Origin of the sequence: Vibrio toranzoniae (assembly GCF_024347655.1) — a bacterium.
In the GTDB taxonomy this organism is placed as follows: domain Bacteria; phylum Pseudomonadota; class Gammaproteobacteria; order Enterobacterales; family Vibrionaceae; genus Vibrio; species Vibrio toranzoniae.
The window spans coordinates 504,848-522,050 of record NZ_AP025514.1 but is presented as its reverse complement, the minus strand read 5'-3'; the positions used below and the strand labels follow the sequence as shown (position 1 = coordinate 522,050).

8 protein-coding genes are annotated in these 17,203 nt (G+C 46.3%); 6 read left to right on the top strand and 2 right to left on the bottom strand.

Translation table 11 applies throughout. The annotated features are described in order from the left end of the window. Positions 1-125: 125 nt before the first annotated feature. Positions 126-1,877 carry a GGDEF domain-containing protein gene (locus tag OCU50_RS02300; RefSeq protein ID WP_060467182.1) on the bottom strand — a complete coding sequence of 584 codons (1,752 nt, stop codon included), beginning with the start codon at positions 1,875-1,877 and terminating at the stop codon, positions 126-128. A gap of 93 nt (positions 1,878-1,970) precedes the next feature. Then, complete coding sequence (gene mnmL / locus OCU50_RS02295; protein WP_060467181.1) at positions 1,971-2,924, bottom strand: tRNA modification radical SAM protein MnmL/YtqA; 954 nt, start codon at positions 2,922-2,924, stop codon at positions 1,971-1,973. Between the two features lie 530 nt (positions 2,925-3,454). Here mnmL and gltB (OCU50_RS02290) point away from each other — a divergent pair. The 6 genes from gltB (OCU50_RS02290) to mtnN all read left to right on the top strand — a co-directional run bounded on the left by gltB (OCU50_RS02290) (position 3,455) and on the right by mtnN (position 17,201). Then, complete coding sequence (gene gltB / locus OCU50_RS02290; RefSeq protein ID WP_060467180.1) at positions 3,455-8,002, top strand: glutamate synthase large subunit; 4,548 nt, start codon at positions 3,455-3,457, stop codon at positions 8,000-8,002. Beyond that, positions 8,002-9,471, top strand: coding sequence for a glutamate synthase subunit beta (locus OCU50_RS02285; RefSeq protein ID WP_060467179.1), 1,470 nt, complete (start codon positions 8,002-8,004; stop codon positions 9,469-9,471). The genes gltB (OCU50_RS02290) and OCU50_RS02285 overlap by 1 nt, the downstream gene beginning before the upstream one ends. 423 nt (positions 9,472-9,894) lie before the next feature. Next, complete coding sequence (gltB, locus tag OCU50_RS02280; protein WP_060467178.1) at positions 9,895-14,358, top strand: glutamate synthase large subunit; 4,464 nt, start codon at positions 9,895-9,897, stop codon at positions 14,356-14,358. Between the two features lie 16 nt (positions 14,359-14,374). Continuing rightward, complete coding sequence (locus OCU50_RS02275; protein WP_060467177.1) at positions 14,375-15,787, top strand: FAD-dependent oxidoreductase; 1,413 nt, start codon at positions 14,375-14,377, stop codon at positions 15,785-15,787. A 164-nt stretch (positions 15,788-15,951) separates the two neighbouring features. Next, positions 15,952-16,380 (top strand): DUF1499 domain-containing protein, encoded by a 429-nt coding sequence (locus OCU50_RS02270; RefSeq protein ID WP_060467176.1) that lies wholly within the window; start codon positions 15,952-15,954, stop codon positions 16,378-16,380. 125 nt (positions 16,381-16,505) lie between these two features. Further along, on the top strand, positions 16,506-17,201 hold the full coding sequence (mtnN, locus tag OCU50_RS02265; protein WP_060467175.1) for a 5'-methylthioadenosine/S-adenosylhomocysteine nucleosidase: 696 nt from the start codon (positions 16,506-16,508) through the stop codon (positions 17,199-17,201). Positions 17,202-17,203 lie beyond the last annotated feature (2 nt).

Genomic DNA, 17,203 nt, shown 5'->3' with positions numbered 1-17,203 from the left:
GTAGGAGGTAAGCTAGCTACATCACATGCAGCAAGAGATCCAACGCAATATCATGGTTAATGAATCAATATAAATATTAACTAAGCCAAAATGCACCTGTTAACAAAATCACAGAGTTTATAGGGTTAATGAGTTGAAGACGGGTGCACAATCGAACGATTTCGCCCCTCAGACTTAGCTTGGTAAAGCGCACTATCTGCTAAGGCAACCGCCGACTCCATTTCGTCACCGGGCATCGGTATATAAGAGATAATACCGATGCTGACAGTGATGAATTCAGAGACTGTCGACTTCTCATGCACCAACCCCAATTTAAGGACTTCATCATGAATTCTTTGTGCCACCAACTGTGCACCTTCAATCGTCGTATTCGGTAGAATAAAACCGAACTCTTCACCACCATAACGGGCCACGCAATCCGAAGAGCGATTAAGTACCTGCTTGAATGCCTGAGAGACTTTAATCAACGCATTATCACCTTGTTGATGCCCGTAAAAATCGTTATATCCCTTAAAAAAGTCGATATCACATAGCATGATCGTCAATGGCAATTTTTCTCGAGCATGGTAATACCACAATGCCGCCAACTGCTCATCAAAACGTCGCCGGTTCGAAACCGCAGTTAAACTATCCATGAAGCTGAGACGTTCCAGCTCAAGATTGGCTTCTTCAAGCTTTTGCTCTGCTAGATAACGCTCGGTAATATCACGCGCCATAATTAACACACCATTTGTACTCGATGCCGGGTCCTTAAACGGTGATTTCACCACATCATACCAAGTGCACTCACCATCACTAGAAACAACCTTATCGATATAGCGTAATGATTTGCCTTGATGAAGCACTTGGTGATCGGTATTGGAAAGGCGCATATAAATATTATTTGGCACTACATCTTGCAAGCGCTTACCAACTAAGTCACTCACTTCAGAGATACCAAGAGCTGCAACAAACGGCTTGTTACACGCTTGGTAAACCATATTTTCGTTGAAGATACCGATAGAATCAGGGCTTGCTTCTAAGATGTTTTGTAAAATGGTGTCACGTTGAGCAAGCGCAACCTCAGTGTCTTTTCGCTTTTCCATTTCGCCACGCAGTTTTTGCTGCATGTCATGCCAATCGGTCACATCATGACTGATGGAAAGCGTACCAATCGCTTCCCCATCTTGAGAAAGTAAAACGCTTTGATAGGTTTCCAGCAAACAGCCCTTTCCATCTTGGTCTGTGGTCCATGCTCGCTCACTCACTCGGCCTTTTAGTGCACCATTGGAAACACTCAAAGTGCCCTCTTCTGGGCGACCATACCAAAATTTTTTAAACGAACGATTACTCGCGACCAACTCACCCTTTTGATTTTTTACATAGATCAACTCAGATAAAGAGTCCAAAGCAGTGCGCGCGACATTAAGCTCACGAACCTCTTGAGATAGTTCTTCATTGGTATTGTTATAAGGCGAGGCATGAATCATCCAAGCCCTTTTGCCTCTAAAAAGGATCCTGCGACCAACCAAGTTGATCTTAAAATGCTCAAATTCAGAAAGTGCCCAAATTGAGAGCTGTTCAAATGATTGAGAGTTTATGTGATTGGCTAGGTGATGACGGAAGCTGTTTTCACTTTCCACAGTAGGAAAACGAAAGTTAACGCCGAGCTGGCGGATGCCGAGCAACTGCATGGCTTGGCGATTGGCATATAAAATCTCACCACTTCGTACATCAACAAAATAGAGGGGTGATGGAGTAGCAACGAGAAGTTTTTCTATATGTAACTGATAACGTGAATAAAGGTGCCAGCAGATGAGAATAGTCAGCAATACGATAACGATATAGATGCCGTAGCCATATGCTCTATCCCACAACCAAGTCATAACCTGTTCCATTTACTCTCAATCTATACCATCAATTCTGTGAGGGGAAATGTTACCACTAATTATAGGGATTATCTGCTGTTACCTACTTTCTGTTCAAATCTATCAATTCCCGCGGTTTAATACCGGTAATCTGTATTCAAATGCAGCGCCCGTCTCAATGCCTTGGGCACCCGTCTTGTCTAACGAACGGCCAATTTCAGTCATCGCTAGCCATCGGTTTTCACACCATAAAGGAGAAAGCAAAGTTGGACGTCGTGCGGCAGAAGAAACTCGATGATAGACCACATGAGCAGGTGTGCGTTGGATAATTGTACAGGCGATATCAATGTACTCCTCTAAGGTTGGCGCCTCGAGTTTTCCAGCTTTCCACGCCTTAGCCATGGTACTGCCCTCGACAATATGCAGGCCATGCAGTTTGATGCCATCGGTGCCCACCGCCAATACCTTATCCAAGGTTTCAAGATTATCCGCTTTGGTCTCTTTTGGTAGACCAACAATCAGATGAGTACACACCTTAATACCTAACGCACGTGCACGGTTGGTGATCGTTTCATACACCGCAAAATCGTGTCCGCGGTTAATTCGTTTGAGAGTCTTATCATTAGCCGTTTGCAAACCAAGCTCAAGCCATATTTCATAACCTTGCTCCACATAACCCGCCAGCAGTTCCAACACCGAATCTGGAACACAATCAGGTCTTGTTCCTACACACAAACCAACAATATCAGCACCTGGAGCCCTAAGCGCTTCTTCGTACATATTCTTGAGCACTTGCACCTCAGCATAAGTACTGGTGTAAGCCTGAAAATAGGCAAGGTACTTCTTAGCTCGGGCAATTTCACCCGCACGAGCTTTTAGCTGATCAGCAATACTTTGAATTTGAGTTTGTTCGTCGGCAAATGAAGCGACATTACAGAAAGTACACCCACCACGGCCGATTGTTCCGTCGCGGTTAGGGCAGCTAAAGCCACCGTGCAGTGTCAGTTTGTGAACCTTTTCGCCATAACGGCGCTGAAGGTCTTGGCCGATAGTGTTAACCAACTCGTGTAATTGCATATTTTGAAAGTGCTCAAGTAAATAAGAATGAATATCACTCTATTTCTGAAAAAAAATTACATCCCTGCAAAATTCAACCAATTAGTTTACTCAAGGCCTTTTGCGAGCAACCTATCAAATATCAATAAACATGCAAAAATTCGGCTCTATTTGCCTAATGTTGCACATTTGTTAGACATTAAATTCAAAATAAAACGAAAAAAATGGTCTACATGGGTCAACTTTCATTGCAATTCGCCTAGACAAAATTGTAGGATACTTACACATATTGGCTATTTTTGTGTATTTACTTACAACGAAAACTTGTTAATAAGTCGGTGATATCCATATCCCACCTATATAAACCACTAGTTTGTGGCTAAAAATAAACGGATATCACTAAGGATTGTTTTTCTCGCAATACTTTTCCTGCGAGATACGGAAAGGATTCAAACCGCCAGCATAGGCAGGTTTAGACCCATAAATATAAAAGGACAAGGCTAACTTTATACAAATAAGTTGCGCCTAGATTTAACTGGAAGGATGTATCTATGGTAGATCAAGAGCAGAACTCACAGGGTCTGTATACTCCTGAACTGGAGCATGACGCTTGTGGTATCGGTTTTGTTGCGCATCTAAAGAATCGCAAATCTCATGATGTAGTAACTCAAGCACTCGATATGCTTGCACGTATGGAACACCGTGGCGGCCAAGGCTGTGACCCGTGTTCTGGTGATGGTGCAGGTATCCTGCTACAGAAGCCACACGAATTCTTACTAGAAGAAGCCGTAAAACTTGGAATTAAACTGCCATCTTTTGAAAAATATGGCGTTGGTGTTGTACTTTTCCCGAAAGATGAACACAAACGTGCACAGTGTCGTGACATTCTAGAACGCAATGCACAACGCCTAGAGTTAGAAGTTATCGGTTACCGTGAACTTCCAACGGACAATTCAATGATTGGTGCTGACCCACTAAGCACTGAACCTCAATTTGAACACGTATTTATCTCTGGCGGCCCCGGTATTACTCCAGAAGAGCTTGAACGCAAACTGTATGTTCTACGTAACTACACTGTTCGTGTATGCCTAGAAAGCGTGTCAAACATTGGTGATGACTTCTACATCAACTCAATGTCTTACAAAACATTGGTGTACAAAGGTCAGCTAACAACAGAACAAGTTCCTCAGTACTTCCTAGACCTGCAAAACCCAACCATGGTGACAGCTCTAGCACTAGTACACTCTCGCTTCTCTACCAATACATTCCCACGTTGGCGTCTGGCTCAGCCTTTCCGTTATATCGCGCACAATGGCGAAATTAACACGGTTCGCGGCAACCTAAACTGGATGAAAGCACGTGAAGCAATCCTCGAATCGGATCTGTTTACACAAGCTGAAATCGACATGCTACTGCCTATCTGTCAGGAAGGTAGCTCGGATTCATCAAACTTCGATATGGCGCTTGAGCTACTTGTTCTTTCAGGTCGTACTCTGCCACACGCGTTGATGATGATGATCCCGGAAGCATGGCAAGAAAACAAAAACATGGATTCAACTCGTCGTGCGTTCTACCAATACCATGCGAACGTAATGGAACCATGGGATGGCCCTGCATCAGTATGTTTCACCGACGGTGTTCAAGTTGGTGCAACGCTTGACCGTAACGGTCTGCGCCCTTCTCGTTACACAGTGACAAAAGACGACTTCCTAGTCATGGCGTCTGAGTCTGGCGTCGTTGAAATCGCACCAGAAAACGTTGAATACCGTGGTCGTCTACAACCTGGTCGTATCTTCGTTGCTGACCTTGAGCAAGGCCGTATTATTTCTGATGAAGAAGTAAAAGATGGTATCGCGAAAGCGCAACCTTACGAGAAATGGGTTGAAGAGAACCTTCTGAGCTTGAAAAAGCTACCAGATGCGAGCAACGAATCTAACCAACCTTCTCCAGAGAAACTTCTGCACAAACAACAATCGTTTGGCGTGAGCTCTGAAGAAGTAAACGAAATCATTCTACCGCTTGCGAAAACGGGCTATGAGCCGCTTTCTGCAATGGGTGCTGACTGGCCGCTAGCGATTCTTTCTCACCAATCGCAGCACCTTTCAAACTACTTCAAACAGCTGTTTGCTCAAGTAACTAACCCGCCAATCGACCCGATTCGTGAGCGTATGGTGATGTCTCTGAACACCTACCTAGGTAAAGATCAGAACCTACTTGCTGAAACACCGGAACACTGTCAAAAAGTAGAACTTGAATCGCCAGTTCTATCTAACTCTGAGTTAGAAAAACTGCGTGCAATCGATAACGATCACCTGCAATCAAAGACACTTGATATCGTATTCCAGGCAAACGGTGGTGAAGGGAAATTGGAACGTGCGTTAAAACGCATCTGCCAATATGCTGAAGATGCCGTGATTGATGGTTACTCTATCATCCTGCTGACAGACCGTGCGGTTAACTCAAACCACGCCGCTATACCAGCGATGCTGGCAGTTGGCGCGGTTCACCACCACCTAATCCGCAAAGGTTTACGTGCTAAGTGTGACATCGTGGTTGAAACGGGCGATGCTCGTGAAACGCACCACTTTGCAACGCTTATCGGGTATGGTGCAAACGCCGTAAACCCATATCTAGTGATTGAAACGATTATTGAACTGCAACGTACTAAAAAGCTCGATCCAAACGTACACCCACGCGAGTTCTTCGATAACTACCGTAAAGGTGTTAACGGCGGTCTACTGAAGATCTTCTCTAAAATGGGGATCTCTACGCTGCAGTCTTACCACGGTGCACAAATTTTTGAAGCACTTGGTGTAAGCAAATCAGTGGTTGAAAAATACTTCACTGGTACTGTTTCTCGTATCCAAGGTCTAACGATCGACGATATCGCACGTGAAGTGCTTGTTCGCCACCGTGTTGGTTACCCAGCTCGTGAAATCCCAGCTCAAATCCTTGATGTTGGTGGTGTTTACCAGTGGAAACAACGTGGTGAGAAACACTTATTCAACCCAGAAACGATTTCTCTACTTCAAGAGTCGACGCGTAACAAAGATTACGGTCAGTTCAAGAAGTACGCAAAAGCAGTCGATGACCAAGGCGACAACGCAGCAACGCTACGTAGCCAACTTGATTTCATCAAGAACCCTGCAGGCTCTATTCCTCTAGCAGAAGTAGAACCAATTGAGAACATCCTTAAGCGTTTCGCTACTGGCGCAATGAGCTTTGGTTCAATCTCGCATGAGGCTCACTCAACACTGGCTGTTGCAATGAACCGCATTGGCGCGAAATCAAACTCAGGTGAAGGTGGTGAAGACCCAGCACGTTTCGAACGTAAAGAAAACGGTGACTGGGAACGTTCAGCTATCAAACAGGTGGCTTCTGGTCGCTTTGGTGTAACGTCTTACTACCTATCTAACGCTGATGAGCTGCAAATCAAGATGGCTCAAGGTGCGAAGCCTGGTGAGGGTGGTCAACTACCTGGTGATAAGGTTGATGACTGGATCGGCGCAACGCGTCACTCGACTCCGGGCGTAGGTCTTATCTCGCCACCGCCACACCACGATATCTACTCAATCGAAGATTTGGCTCAGCTAATCTACGATCTGAAAAACGCGAACCGTAACGGCCGTGTAAACGTGAAGCTAGTATCAGAGGCTGGCGTAGGGACGATTGCATCAGGTGTAGCAAAAGCGAAAGCTGACGTAGTACTTATCGCAGGTTTTGATGGTGGTACGGGTGCATCTCCGATGTCTTCTATCCGTCACACTGGTCTGCCTTGGGAACTGGGTCTAGCGGAAACGCACCAAACACTACTGAAAAACGGCCTACGTAACCGTATCGTTGTTCAGTCTGATGGTCAGATGAAAACACCACGTGACCTTGCCGTTGCAACGTTACTTGGCGCTGAAGAATGGGGCGTAGCAACAGCAGCGCTAGTGGTTGAAGGCTGTATTATGATGCGTAAGTGTCACAAGAATACATGCCCTGTTGGCATCGCAACACAGAACAAAACTCTACGTGAGCGTTTCGACGGCCGTGTAGAAGACGTAGTGACTTTCTTCCAATACATGGCTGAAGGCCTACGTGAAGTCATGGCTGAACTTGGCTTTCGTTCTATCGATGAAATGGTTGGGCAATCTCACAAACTGAAAGTTCGTGATGACATCGGTCACTGGAAGTACAAGAACCTAGACCTAACACCAGTTCTGCATATTGAGCATGCTCGTGAAGAAGATGGTATCTACAACCAGACACAACAAAACCACAACCTTGAAGACGTTCTAGACCGTAAGTTGATTCAAGCCGCGATGCCTGCACTTGAGAAAGGCGAAGCCGTGAATGCGAGCTTCCCTATCATCAACACAGACCGCTCTACGGGCACCATGCTGTCGAACGAAATCTCGAAGGTTTACAAAGACCAAGGTTTGCCACAACCAATGAACGTTAAGTTCCACGGTAGCGCGGGTCAATCGTTCGGGGCATTCCTGGCGAAAGGCGTTAAGTTCGAAGTAGAAGGCGACGCGAACGATTACTGGGGTAAAGGTCTGTCTGGCGGTACGTTGGTACTGTACCCAGATGCGAAATCGACTATCGTTGCTGAAGACAACATCGTGGTAGGTAACGTATGTTTCTACGGTGCGACTTCAGGTGAATCTTTCATTCGCGGTATGGCTGGCGAACGTTTCTGTGTTCGTAACTCTGGTGCGAAGGTTGTTGTTGAAGGCGTTGGTGACCACGGTTGTGAATACATGACTGGCGGTGTTGCAATTATTCTCGGCTCAACAGGTCGTAACTTTGCTGCTGGTATGAGTGGCGGTGTGGCTTATGTTTGGGATAAAGCGGGTGACTTCGAAACCAAGCTTAACTCGGAACTTGTCGACCTAGATCCAATTGAACAAGAAGATAAAGATCTTCTACTAGATATGCTAACTAAGCATGTTGAATTCACAGGAAGTGAAGTTGCTCAGTCTTTCCTAGATAACTTTGAAGCAAGTGTTGCATCACTGGTTAAAGTCATGCCTCGCGACTACAAAGCGGTTCTTGAAAAGCGTAAAGCTGAAGCACAACAGGCACAAACGGAAGAAGTGGAGGCAGTATAATGGGTAAGCCTACTGGATTTTTAGAACACGGTCGTGAGCTTCCAAAGAAGCTCGACCCGTCAGTTCGTATCGAAGACAACAAAGAGTTCGTACTTAACGAAGAGTTTGGTAACAAGATCAATACTCAAGCCTCTCGTTGCATGGACTGTGGCGTACCTTTCTGTCACAACGGCTGTCCGATTGGTAACATCATCCCAGAGTTCAATGACGCGGTATATCGTGACAGCTGGGAAGAAGCTTGGAACATTCTAAGCTCTACCAACAACTTTCCTGAGTTTACGGGTCGTGTTTGCCCTGCTCCTTGTGAAAGTGCCTGTGTTCTTGGCATCAACCAAGATCCAATCACTATCTGTAATATCGAGAAAACGATTGTAGAAACTGCGTACCGTGAAGGGTACGCAAAGCCTAAAACACCACGCTATCGCACAGGTAAAACTGTCGCTGTTATCGGTTCAGGCCCAGCAGGTCTAGCCGCAGCTGAGCAGTTAAACAGCGCTGGTCACTCTGTGACGGTATTTGAACGTGACGAGAAAGTGGGTGGCCTACTGCGCTTCGGTATCCCAGATTTTAAACTGGGTATGGACGTGATTGATCGTAAGATCAACCTAATGGCTGAAGCTGGCGTTGAGTTTAAAGTTAACCAACACATCGGTGTTGATGTTAATGCTCAACAGCTGCGCCAAGAGTTTGATGTGGTATTGCTAACGGGTGGTTCTACGGTTCCGCGCGACTTGCCAATCCCAGGTCGTGAGCTGGAAGGCGTTCACTTTGCCATGGAATTCCTTGGTCAAAACAACCGCCGTGCTAACGACTTAGACCTTAAGACAGAAGAGATTCACGCTAAAGATAAGCACATTGTGGTTATCGGTGGTGGTGATACGGGTTCTGACTGTGTGGGCACATCAAACCGTCATAAGGCAGCAAGCATTACTCAGGTTGAGATCATGCCGATCCCACCAGAGAAGCGCCCTGCAAACATGCCTTGGCCTCAATACCCAATGATCATGAAAACCACCACTTCTCACGAAGAAGGGTGTGAACGTCACTGGAACATCTTAACCAAAGAGTTCATCGGTAACGATCAAGGTCAAGTGACGGGCCTACGTATTGCTGACATCGTTTGGCAAGACGCAAAACCAGGTGAGCGTCCAGGTTTTGATGAAGTAGCGAACTCTGAACGTGTTATTCCTTGTGACATGGCATTTCTTGCAATGGGCTTCTTACACCCAGAGCCAACAGGCGTACTTGCTCAACTAGACATTAAACTGGACGAGCGCGGTAACGTCGCTTCTGAAGGTTTTGCGACGAACCAGAAAGGCGTTTTCGCTGCTGGTGATATGCGTACTGGTCAATCTCTGGTTGTACGTTGTATTAATGAAGGTCGTGAATGTGCCATTGCCATTGATGATTTCTTAATGGGTAACTCAAACTTAGAAGCGAAAGCGGATTCACTCATGCTTTCCGCATAATATTTCTCGGGCTAGCGTTGATGACGCTAGCTTAGAGGAAAGGCAACACCCTTCCTAACTTTTATATTTGGCTAGCACTTGATGCTAGCCTTTTTTCTATCCGCCCGTAGCTTCTCATGCCACTTTGTTGCATATGTTAAATATCGTTAATATCCGCTCTCTTATATCTCATTGATATCCATCGACTATTTTAGATTATTAAGTGGCTAATCGCGTTTATGCATGATAATTAACCATGAACTTGACCTTAAACACAATTAGCTATACGTTGTAAATCTGGTGAAAACAAAACCGAACGGTATTGTTCATACAACCAATACGTTTTAACTAGCTAAAAAATAATAAGTTTATAAAAAATAACAAGTACATGAATAGTTAGTCATTTACTGTCTGGATGACAGAGAAGCAAAAGGGAGAATTGCAATGGCTCTATATGATCCTAGTCTTGAAAAAGACAACTGTGGATTTGGTTTAATAGCGCAAATGGAAGGCCAACCTAGTCATAAGTTGGTACGAACTGCTATTTCAGCCCTCGATCGTATGACACACCGTGGTGGTATTGCTGCGGATGGTAAAACCGGAGACGGTTGTGGCTTATTGCTACAGAAGCCAGACTCTTATCTCAGAATTATTGCGGAAGAGAATAACTTCAAGCTCGGCAAGCAATACGCTGTCGGTATGATTTTCTTCAGCCAAGATCCAATCAAAGCGCAATCCGCGCAAGACATCGTCAATAAAGAGCTCGCTCAAGAGACACTCACCGTCGCAGGTTGGCGTGTTGTGCCGACCAATACCGACGTTTTGGGTCCAATCGCAAAAGACTCGGTTCCCAACATTCAACAAGTGTTTATCTCAGCCCCTGCCGGTTGGCGTGAACGTGATATTGAACGGCGCCTATACATTGCTCGTCGCAGAATTGAAAAGCAGATCACCGAAGACAAAGATTTCTATATTTGTAGCCTGTCGACCCAAGTCATGGTTTATAAAGGTCTATGTATGCCGGCCGATCTTCCGCGATTTTACCTCGATCTTGCAGACTTACGCATGGAATCAGCAATATGTCTGTTCCACCAGCGCTTCTCAACCAATACTCAGCCACGTTGGCCACTGGCTCAACCATTCCGCTATTTAGCACATAATGGTGAGATCAATACCATCGAAGGTAACCGTCAATGGGCTAAAGCTCGTGCTTATAAATTCTCTTCACCACTGCTGCCCGACTTACAAACGGCCGCCCCCTTTGTGAATGAGACAGGCTCTGATTCATCAAGCCTAGATAACATGCTCGATCTGTTCCTTGCCGGGGGTATGGATGTATTCCGAGCAATGCGTATGCTTGTGCCGCCCGCTTGGCAAAACCACCCAGATATGGACCCAGATCTGCGTGCATTCTACGACTTCAACTCCAAGCACATGGAACCGTGGGATGGCCCCGCAGGTATCGTCCTTTCTGATGGTCGTTACGCCGCGTGTAACCTCGACAGAAACGGCCTGCGCCCGGCACGTTATGTCATTACTAAAGACAACCTGATCACTCTGGCATCTGAGGTCGGCATCTGGAATTACGCCCCGGATGAAGTTGCAAAAAAAGGTCGAGTTGGGCCAGGTGAATTACTGGTAATTGATACTCGTCGTGGCAAGCTGTGGCAATCCAACGAGATCGACAATGACCTCAAAGGCCGCCACCCCTATAAAGAGTGGATGGAAAAGAACGTTCACAAATTGACACCGTTTTCCAAATTGTCAGATGATCAAGTCGGTAAGCGTAGCTTTGACGATGACACACTAAAGACTTATCAAAAACAGTTTGCGATGAGTAACGAAGAGTCAGACCAAGTACTGCGTGTGCTTGGTGACATGGGGCAAGAAGCGGTCGGCTCGATGGGCGATGATACGCCGATGGCCGTGCTGTCTTCTAAAGAGCGCCTCATCACCGATTATTTCCGTCAAAAGTTTGCTCAGGTGACCAACCCACCAATCGATCCACTGCGTGAAAAACACGTGATGTCTTTGGCGACCAGTATTGGTAAAGAGATGAACGTATTCTGTGAAACAGACGGTCACGCCTATCGTGTCACGTTTGATTCACCAATACTGCTTTACTCAGACATGCAGCAGCTTCTGCAATTAAGCCAAAAACATTACCGCCATGTTATTCTCAGCATGCATTACGATCATAATCATCAAGATCTTGAACAGGCGATCAAGGCGGTATGTGATAGTGCAGAGCAAAAAGTCCGTGAAGGTGCAGTTTTAATTATTCTATCGGATAAAGATTTAGAGAAAGGCAAACTGCCCATCCCAGCCGCTATGGTTGTTGGTGCGGTACAAACGAGACTAGCGGACACGGACCTACGGTGTGATGCCAACATTGTGGTTGAAACGGCAACAGCACGCGACCCACACCAGTTTGCAGTACTGCTTGGCTTCGGTGTGACCGCCGTTTACCCATACCTTGCTTATGAAACGTTAGGTAAAATGTTGGATGATGGCTCTTTAGATAAAGACTATCGTACCGCGATGCAAAACTACCAAAACGGCATCAACAAAGGTCTGTATAAGATCATGTCGAAAATGGGTATATCAACCATTGCATCTTATCGTTGTTCACAACTATTTGAAGCCGTTGGCTTACATACTGACGTCGTTGAGCTCTGCTTCCGTGGCGTAACCACACGAATCCAAGGTGCAAGCTTTAGCGATTTCCAACAAGATCTTTATAACCTCTCTCGTAAAGCGTGGACGAAACGCAAACCAATCGAGCATGGTGGGTTACTCAAGTATGTACATGGCGGCGAATATCACGCCTACAACCCAGACGTAGTCAGTACTTTACAAACAGCCGTCAAGACAGGCGAAACATCAGATTATCAATCTTTTGCGAAGCAAGTTAATGCTCGCCCTGCGGCGATGCTGCGTGACTTAATGAGTCTGAAAAAAGCCGAACAACCTCTGCCACTAGAAAAAGTAGAACCAAATAGCGATCTCTTTAAACGCTTTGATTCTGCAGCCATGTCAATTGGCGCCTTGAGCCCCGAAGCTCATGAAGCGCTAGCCATGGCGATGAACCGCTTGGGAGGCTACTCCAACTCTGGTGAAGGTGGTGAAGATCCACGACGCTTTAGGACTGATCGTAACTCGCGTATTAAACAGATAGCTTCTGGTCGTTTTGGTGTAACGCCACATTACTTAACCAATGCAGATGTTCTGCAGATCAAGGTCGCACAAGGGGCAAAGCCAGGAGAAGGCGGCCAGCTGCCGGGCCATAAAGTCACGGCAGAAATCGCCAAACTGAGATATTCGGTTCAAGGCGTGACACTGATCTCCCCTCCTCCACACCACGATATCTATTCTATCGAGGATCTGGCACAGCTGATCTTCGATCTTAAGCAAGTTAACCCTAAAGCTTTGGTGTCAGTAAAATTAGTATCGGAACCGGGCGTAGGCACGATAGCAACAGGCGTAGCAAAAGCGTATGCCGACTTGATTACGATCTCCGGTTACGACGGTGGTACCGCGGCAAGCCCACTGACCTCAGTAAAATACGCAGGCTGTCCTTGGGAACTAGGGCTAGCCGAAACCCAGCAAGCACTCGTTGCCAATGGCTTACGTCATAAGATCCGTCTGCAAGTCGATGGTGGCTTAAAAACCGGACTCGATGTTATCAAAGGTGCGATTTTAGGTGCTGAAAGCTTTGGCTTTGGTACCGCGCCAATGGTCGCAATGGGTTGTAAGTTCTTGCGAATCTGTCACCTCAACAACTGTGCAACGGGTGTGGCGACTCAAGATGAAACCCTACGCCGTGAATACTTCAAAGGCTTACCTGAAATGGTGGTGAACTACTTTACCGGCTTAGCCGATGAGGTTCGCCAATACCTTGCAGATCTTGGGGTAGAAAAACTAACAGACCTAATCGGTCGTACTGATTTACTTGAAGCCGTTCAAGGCCTGACAGCGAAACAGAGCAAGCTCGATCTCTCTTCGATATTGGAAGCTCCGGTATCTGCAGAAGGTCACCCACTGTTTTGGACAGAGCCAAACACGCCATTTGATAAAGCTCAGCTTAACCAACAGATCCTTGATGATGCACTTGATGCGATTGATAAACGCCAATCCACCAGCCTCTACTACAACGTGATCAACACCGATCGCTCCATTGGCGCTCGTATCTCTGGCGAAATAGCAAAACGCTACGGCAACCAAGGCATGGCGGGATCACCGATTAAGTTGTACCTCGATGGCACAGCAGGCCAATCTTTTGCGGTTTGGAACGCTGGTGGCGTAGAGCTGTATCTGACTGGCGATGCCAATGACTATGTCGGTAAAGGCATGGCGGGCGGAAAAGTGGTTATCAAGCCTCACCAAGGCACAGCATTTACTTGTAACGAAGCGACCATCATCGGCAATACCTGCTTATATGGCGCGACCGGAGGCAAACTATTTGCTGCAGGCACCGCAGGTGAACGATTTGGGGTACGTAATTCAGGGACCGTCGCCGTGATAGAAGGGGCGGGTGACAACGCCTGTGAATACATGACTGGCGGTATTGTTGCCATTCTTGGCGCAACCGGAGTGAACTTCGGCGCCGGTATGACAGGCGGCTTTGCTTATGTCATGGATAACAATGAAGACTTCCAAGGTCGTGTGAACAACGAATCGGTCGAAGCACTTTCTCTGTCAGACCTCTTTATCCACCAAGAACATTTGCGAGGCTTAATTGCTGAGCACTTAGAAGAGACTGGCTCAGTACACGCTGAAGCTATTCTGGCGAACTTTGATGAATGGATTCCGAAGTTCTACCTAGTGAAACCAAAGACGGCGGATCTTAACACCTTGCTCGGCCACCAAAGCCGCAGCTCTGCTGAACTTCGTGTTCAAGCGCAATAATTGGAAGGAGCCAATAATGAGCCAGAATGTATACCAATTTATTGATGTGAATCGCGTAGACCCAGCGAAGAAACCAATCAAGATACGTAAGATTGAGTTTGTAGAGATCTACGAACCTTTCACGAAACAACAAGCTAAAGCGCAAGCTGACCGCTGTTTAGACTGTGGTAACCCATATTGTGAATGGAAGTGCCCTGTCCATAACTATATCCCTCAATGGCTTAAGCTCGCCAATGAGGGGCGCATTATCGAAGCAGCCGAATTGGCTCACCAAACCAACAGCTTGCCAGAGGTGTGTGGACGCGTTTGCCCTCAAGACCGACTGTGCGAGGGTTCTTGTACCCTCAATGATGATTTTGGTGCAGTAACGATAGGTAACATTGAAAAATACATTACCGACAAAGCGTTTGAGATGGGCTGGAAACCAGACATGTCCCACGTTGAATGGACCGACAAAAAAGTCGCGATCATCGGGGCTGGCCCCGCAGGTCTTGCTGCTGCTGATATCTTAGTTCGAAATGGTGTCAAGGCCGTGGTGTTTGACCGCTACCCAGAGATCGGCGGCCTTCTAACGTTTGGTATTCCGTCGTTCAAGCTTGAGAAAGGCATCATGGAAAACCGTCGTCATATCTTTAGCGAAATGGGCGTTGAGTTCCAAATGAATACCGAAGTAGGCAAAGATATCCAGCTACAACAACTGGTTGATGACTATGATGCCGTTTTCTTAGGCGTCGGTACCTATAAAAACATGCGTGCTGGGCTAGATAATGAAGAAGCACCGGGGGTTTACGATGCTCTCCCCTTCCTTGTTTCCAATACCTACAAGGTCATGGACCTGGATAACCCAACCCCATTCATCGACATGAAAGGCAAAAAAGTGGTTGTGCTTGGTGGGGGTGATACCGCGATGGACTGTGTCCGAACCTCAATCCGTCAACATGCTGCCAATGTTATCTGTGCTTATCGTCGTGATGAGGCCAACATGCCAGGCTCTCGTCGCGAAGTGAAGAATGCCAAAGAAGAAGGCGTGAAGTTCATGTTCAACCTTCAGCCTATTGGCTTAGAGCTTAACAACGCTGGTCATGTCGTTGGCGTCAAAGTCGTGAAAACCGCTTTAGGTGAGCCTGATGACGCTGGCCGTCGTCGCCCTGAACCCGTAGAAGGCAGTGAACATGTTCTTGAGGCTGATGCCGTAATTATGGCATTTGGTTTCCAACCTCATGCGATGGAATGGCTAGCACCATTTGGTGTTGATTTGGACCAATGGGGCCGTATCAAGGCTCCCGGACAACAAGAGTTTCAATACCAAACCACCAACAGCAAGATATTTGCCGGTGGCGATGCGGTTCGAGGATCTGACTTGGTGGTGACCGCTATCGATGAAGGCCGTAAAGCCGCAGAAGGGATCTTGGACTACCTAGAAGTGTGACTGGGTTTCCTTTATTACTCAGTTCGTTACTATAAAAAAAGGATCCTATGATGGATCCTTTTTTGAATTAGATACGTTTATCACAAGCATAACGAAAATACGTAAAACAATCGTAAACAAGCTAATACCTATAACTACAATTAAAACAACGCATAGGAAACACTATGAAAAAAACAGCTCTCCTTTTTCTCTCTCTTTTGACTTTAACCGCTTGCAGCCAAGGTATCACGGACATGGAAGACAGAACTTCATCACCTTGTGGCGACAAACCAAACTGTGTATCGACCCAAGATGATCGTGAGCAGCATGCATTGGCCGCATTTGAATTATCAGATTCAGCAAACCTCGATGCTATTGAACAGGTTACGTTAACCTTACCGGGCGCGAAAACAGCCAACAAAACCGAAAATTACCTACGTATTGAATGCACTTCTCGCATCATGCGCTTTGTCGATGACTTAGAACTTAAGGTTACTGGTGGTAAGCTGATCGTACGTTCAGAGTCTCGTACTGGCTACTCTGACTTTGGGGTGAACCGAAAGCGTGCTGAACAACTTCGCACAAGCCTAAAAAGTGAAGGCCTAATCAAATAGATAAAAGAATACGTGGATAATCGTCTGTATTAGGATGAGAAGTGCCTCTGGGCAGTCGCTCGACGCTTCTCTTCCATGCTACAATTTCGTTCTACTGTTTACATATTTTTATTAAGAGACTACACATGAAAATCGGCATCATTGGCGCAATGGAGCAAGAAATTGCTATCCTAAAAGCAGCAATTTCAGATATCACTGAAGTGAATAAAGGCGGTTGTACCTTTTTCTCTGGTCAGCTAAATGGTGTTGACGTTGTTTTGCTTCAATCAGGTATTGGTAAAGTAGCAGCCGCTGTTGGTACTTCAATCCTTCTAAGCGAATACCAACCAGATGTCGTTCTAAACACTGGCTCAGCTGGCGGTTTTGACTCAACACTGAACCTTGGCGATGTCGTGATCTCAACTGAAGTTCGTCATCACGATGCAGACGTAACCGCTTTCGGTTATGAAATCGGCCAAATGGCTGGTCAACCTGCAGCGTTCAAAGCTGATGACAAGCTGATGACTGTTGCAGAACAAGCACTAGCACAAATGGAAGGTAAGCACGCTGTTCGTGGCCTTATCTGTACTGGCGACGCGTTTGTATGTACGGCTGAACGCCAAGAGTTCATCCGTAAGCACTTCCCATCTGTCGTTGCTGTAGAGATGGAAGCATCTGCGATTGCTCAAGCTTGTCACCAATTCCAAGTACCATTCGTGGTTGTTCGTGCAATCTCTGACGTTGCAGACAAAGAATCACCAATGAGCTTCGAAGAGTTCCTGCCACTAGCAGCACAAAGCTCTTCTGAAATGGTTATCAAGATGGTTGCTCTACTAAAGTAAGC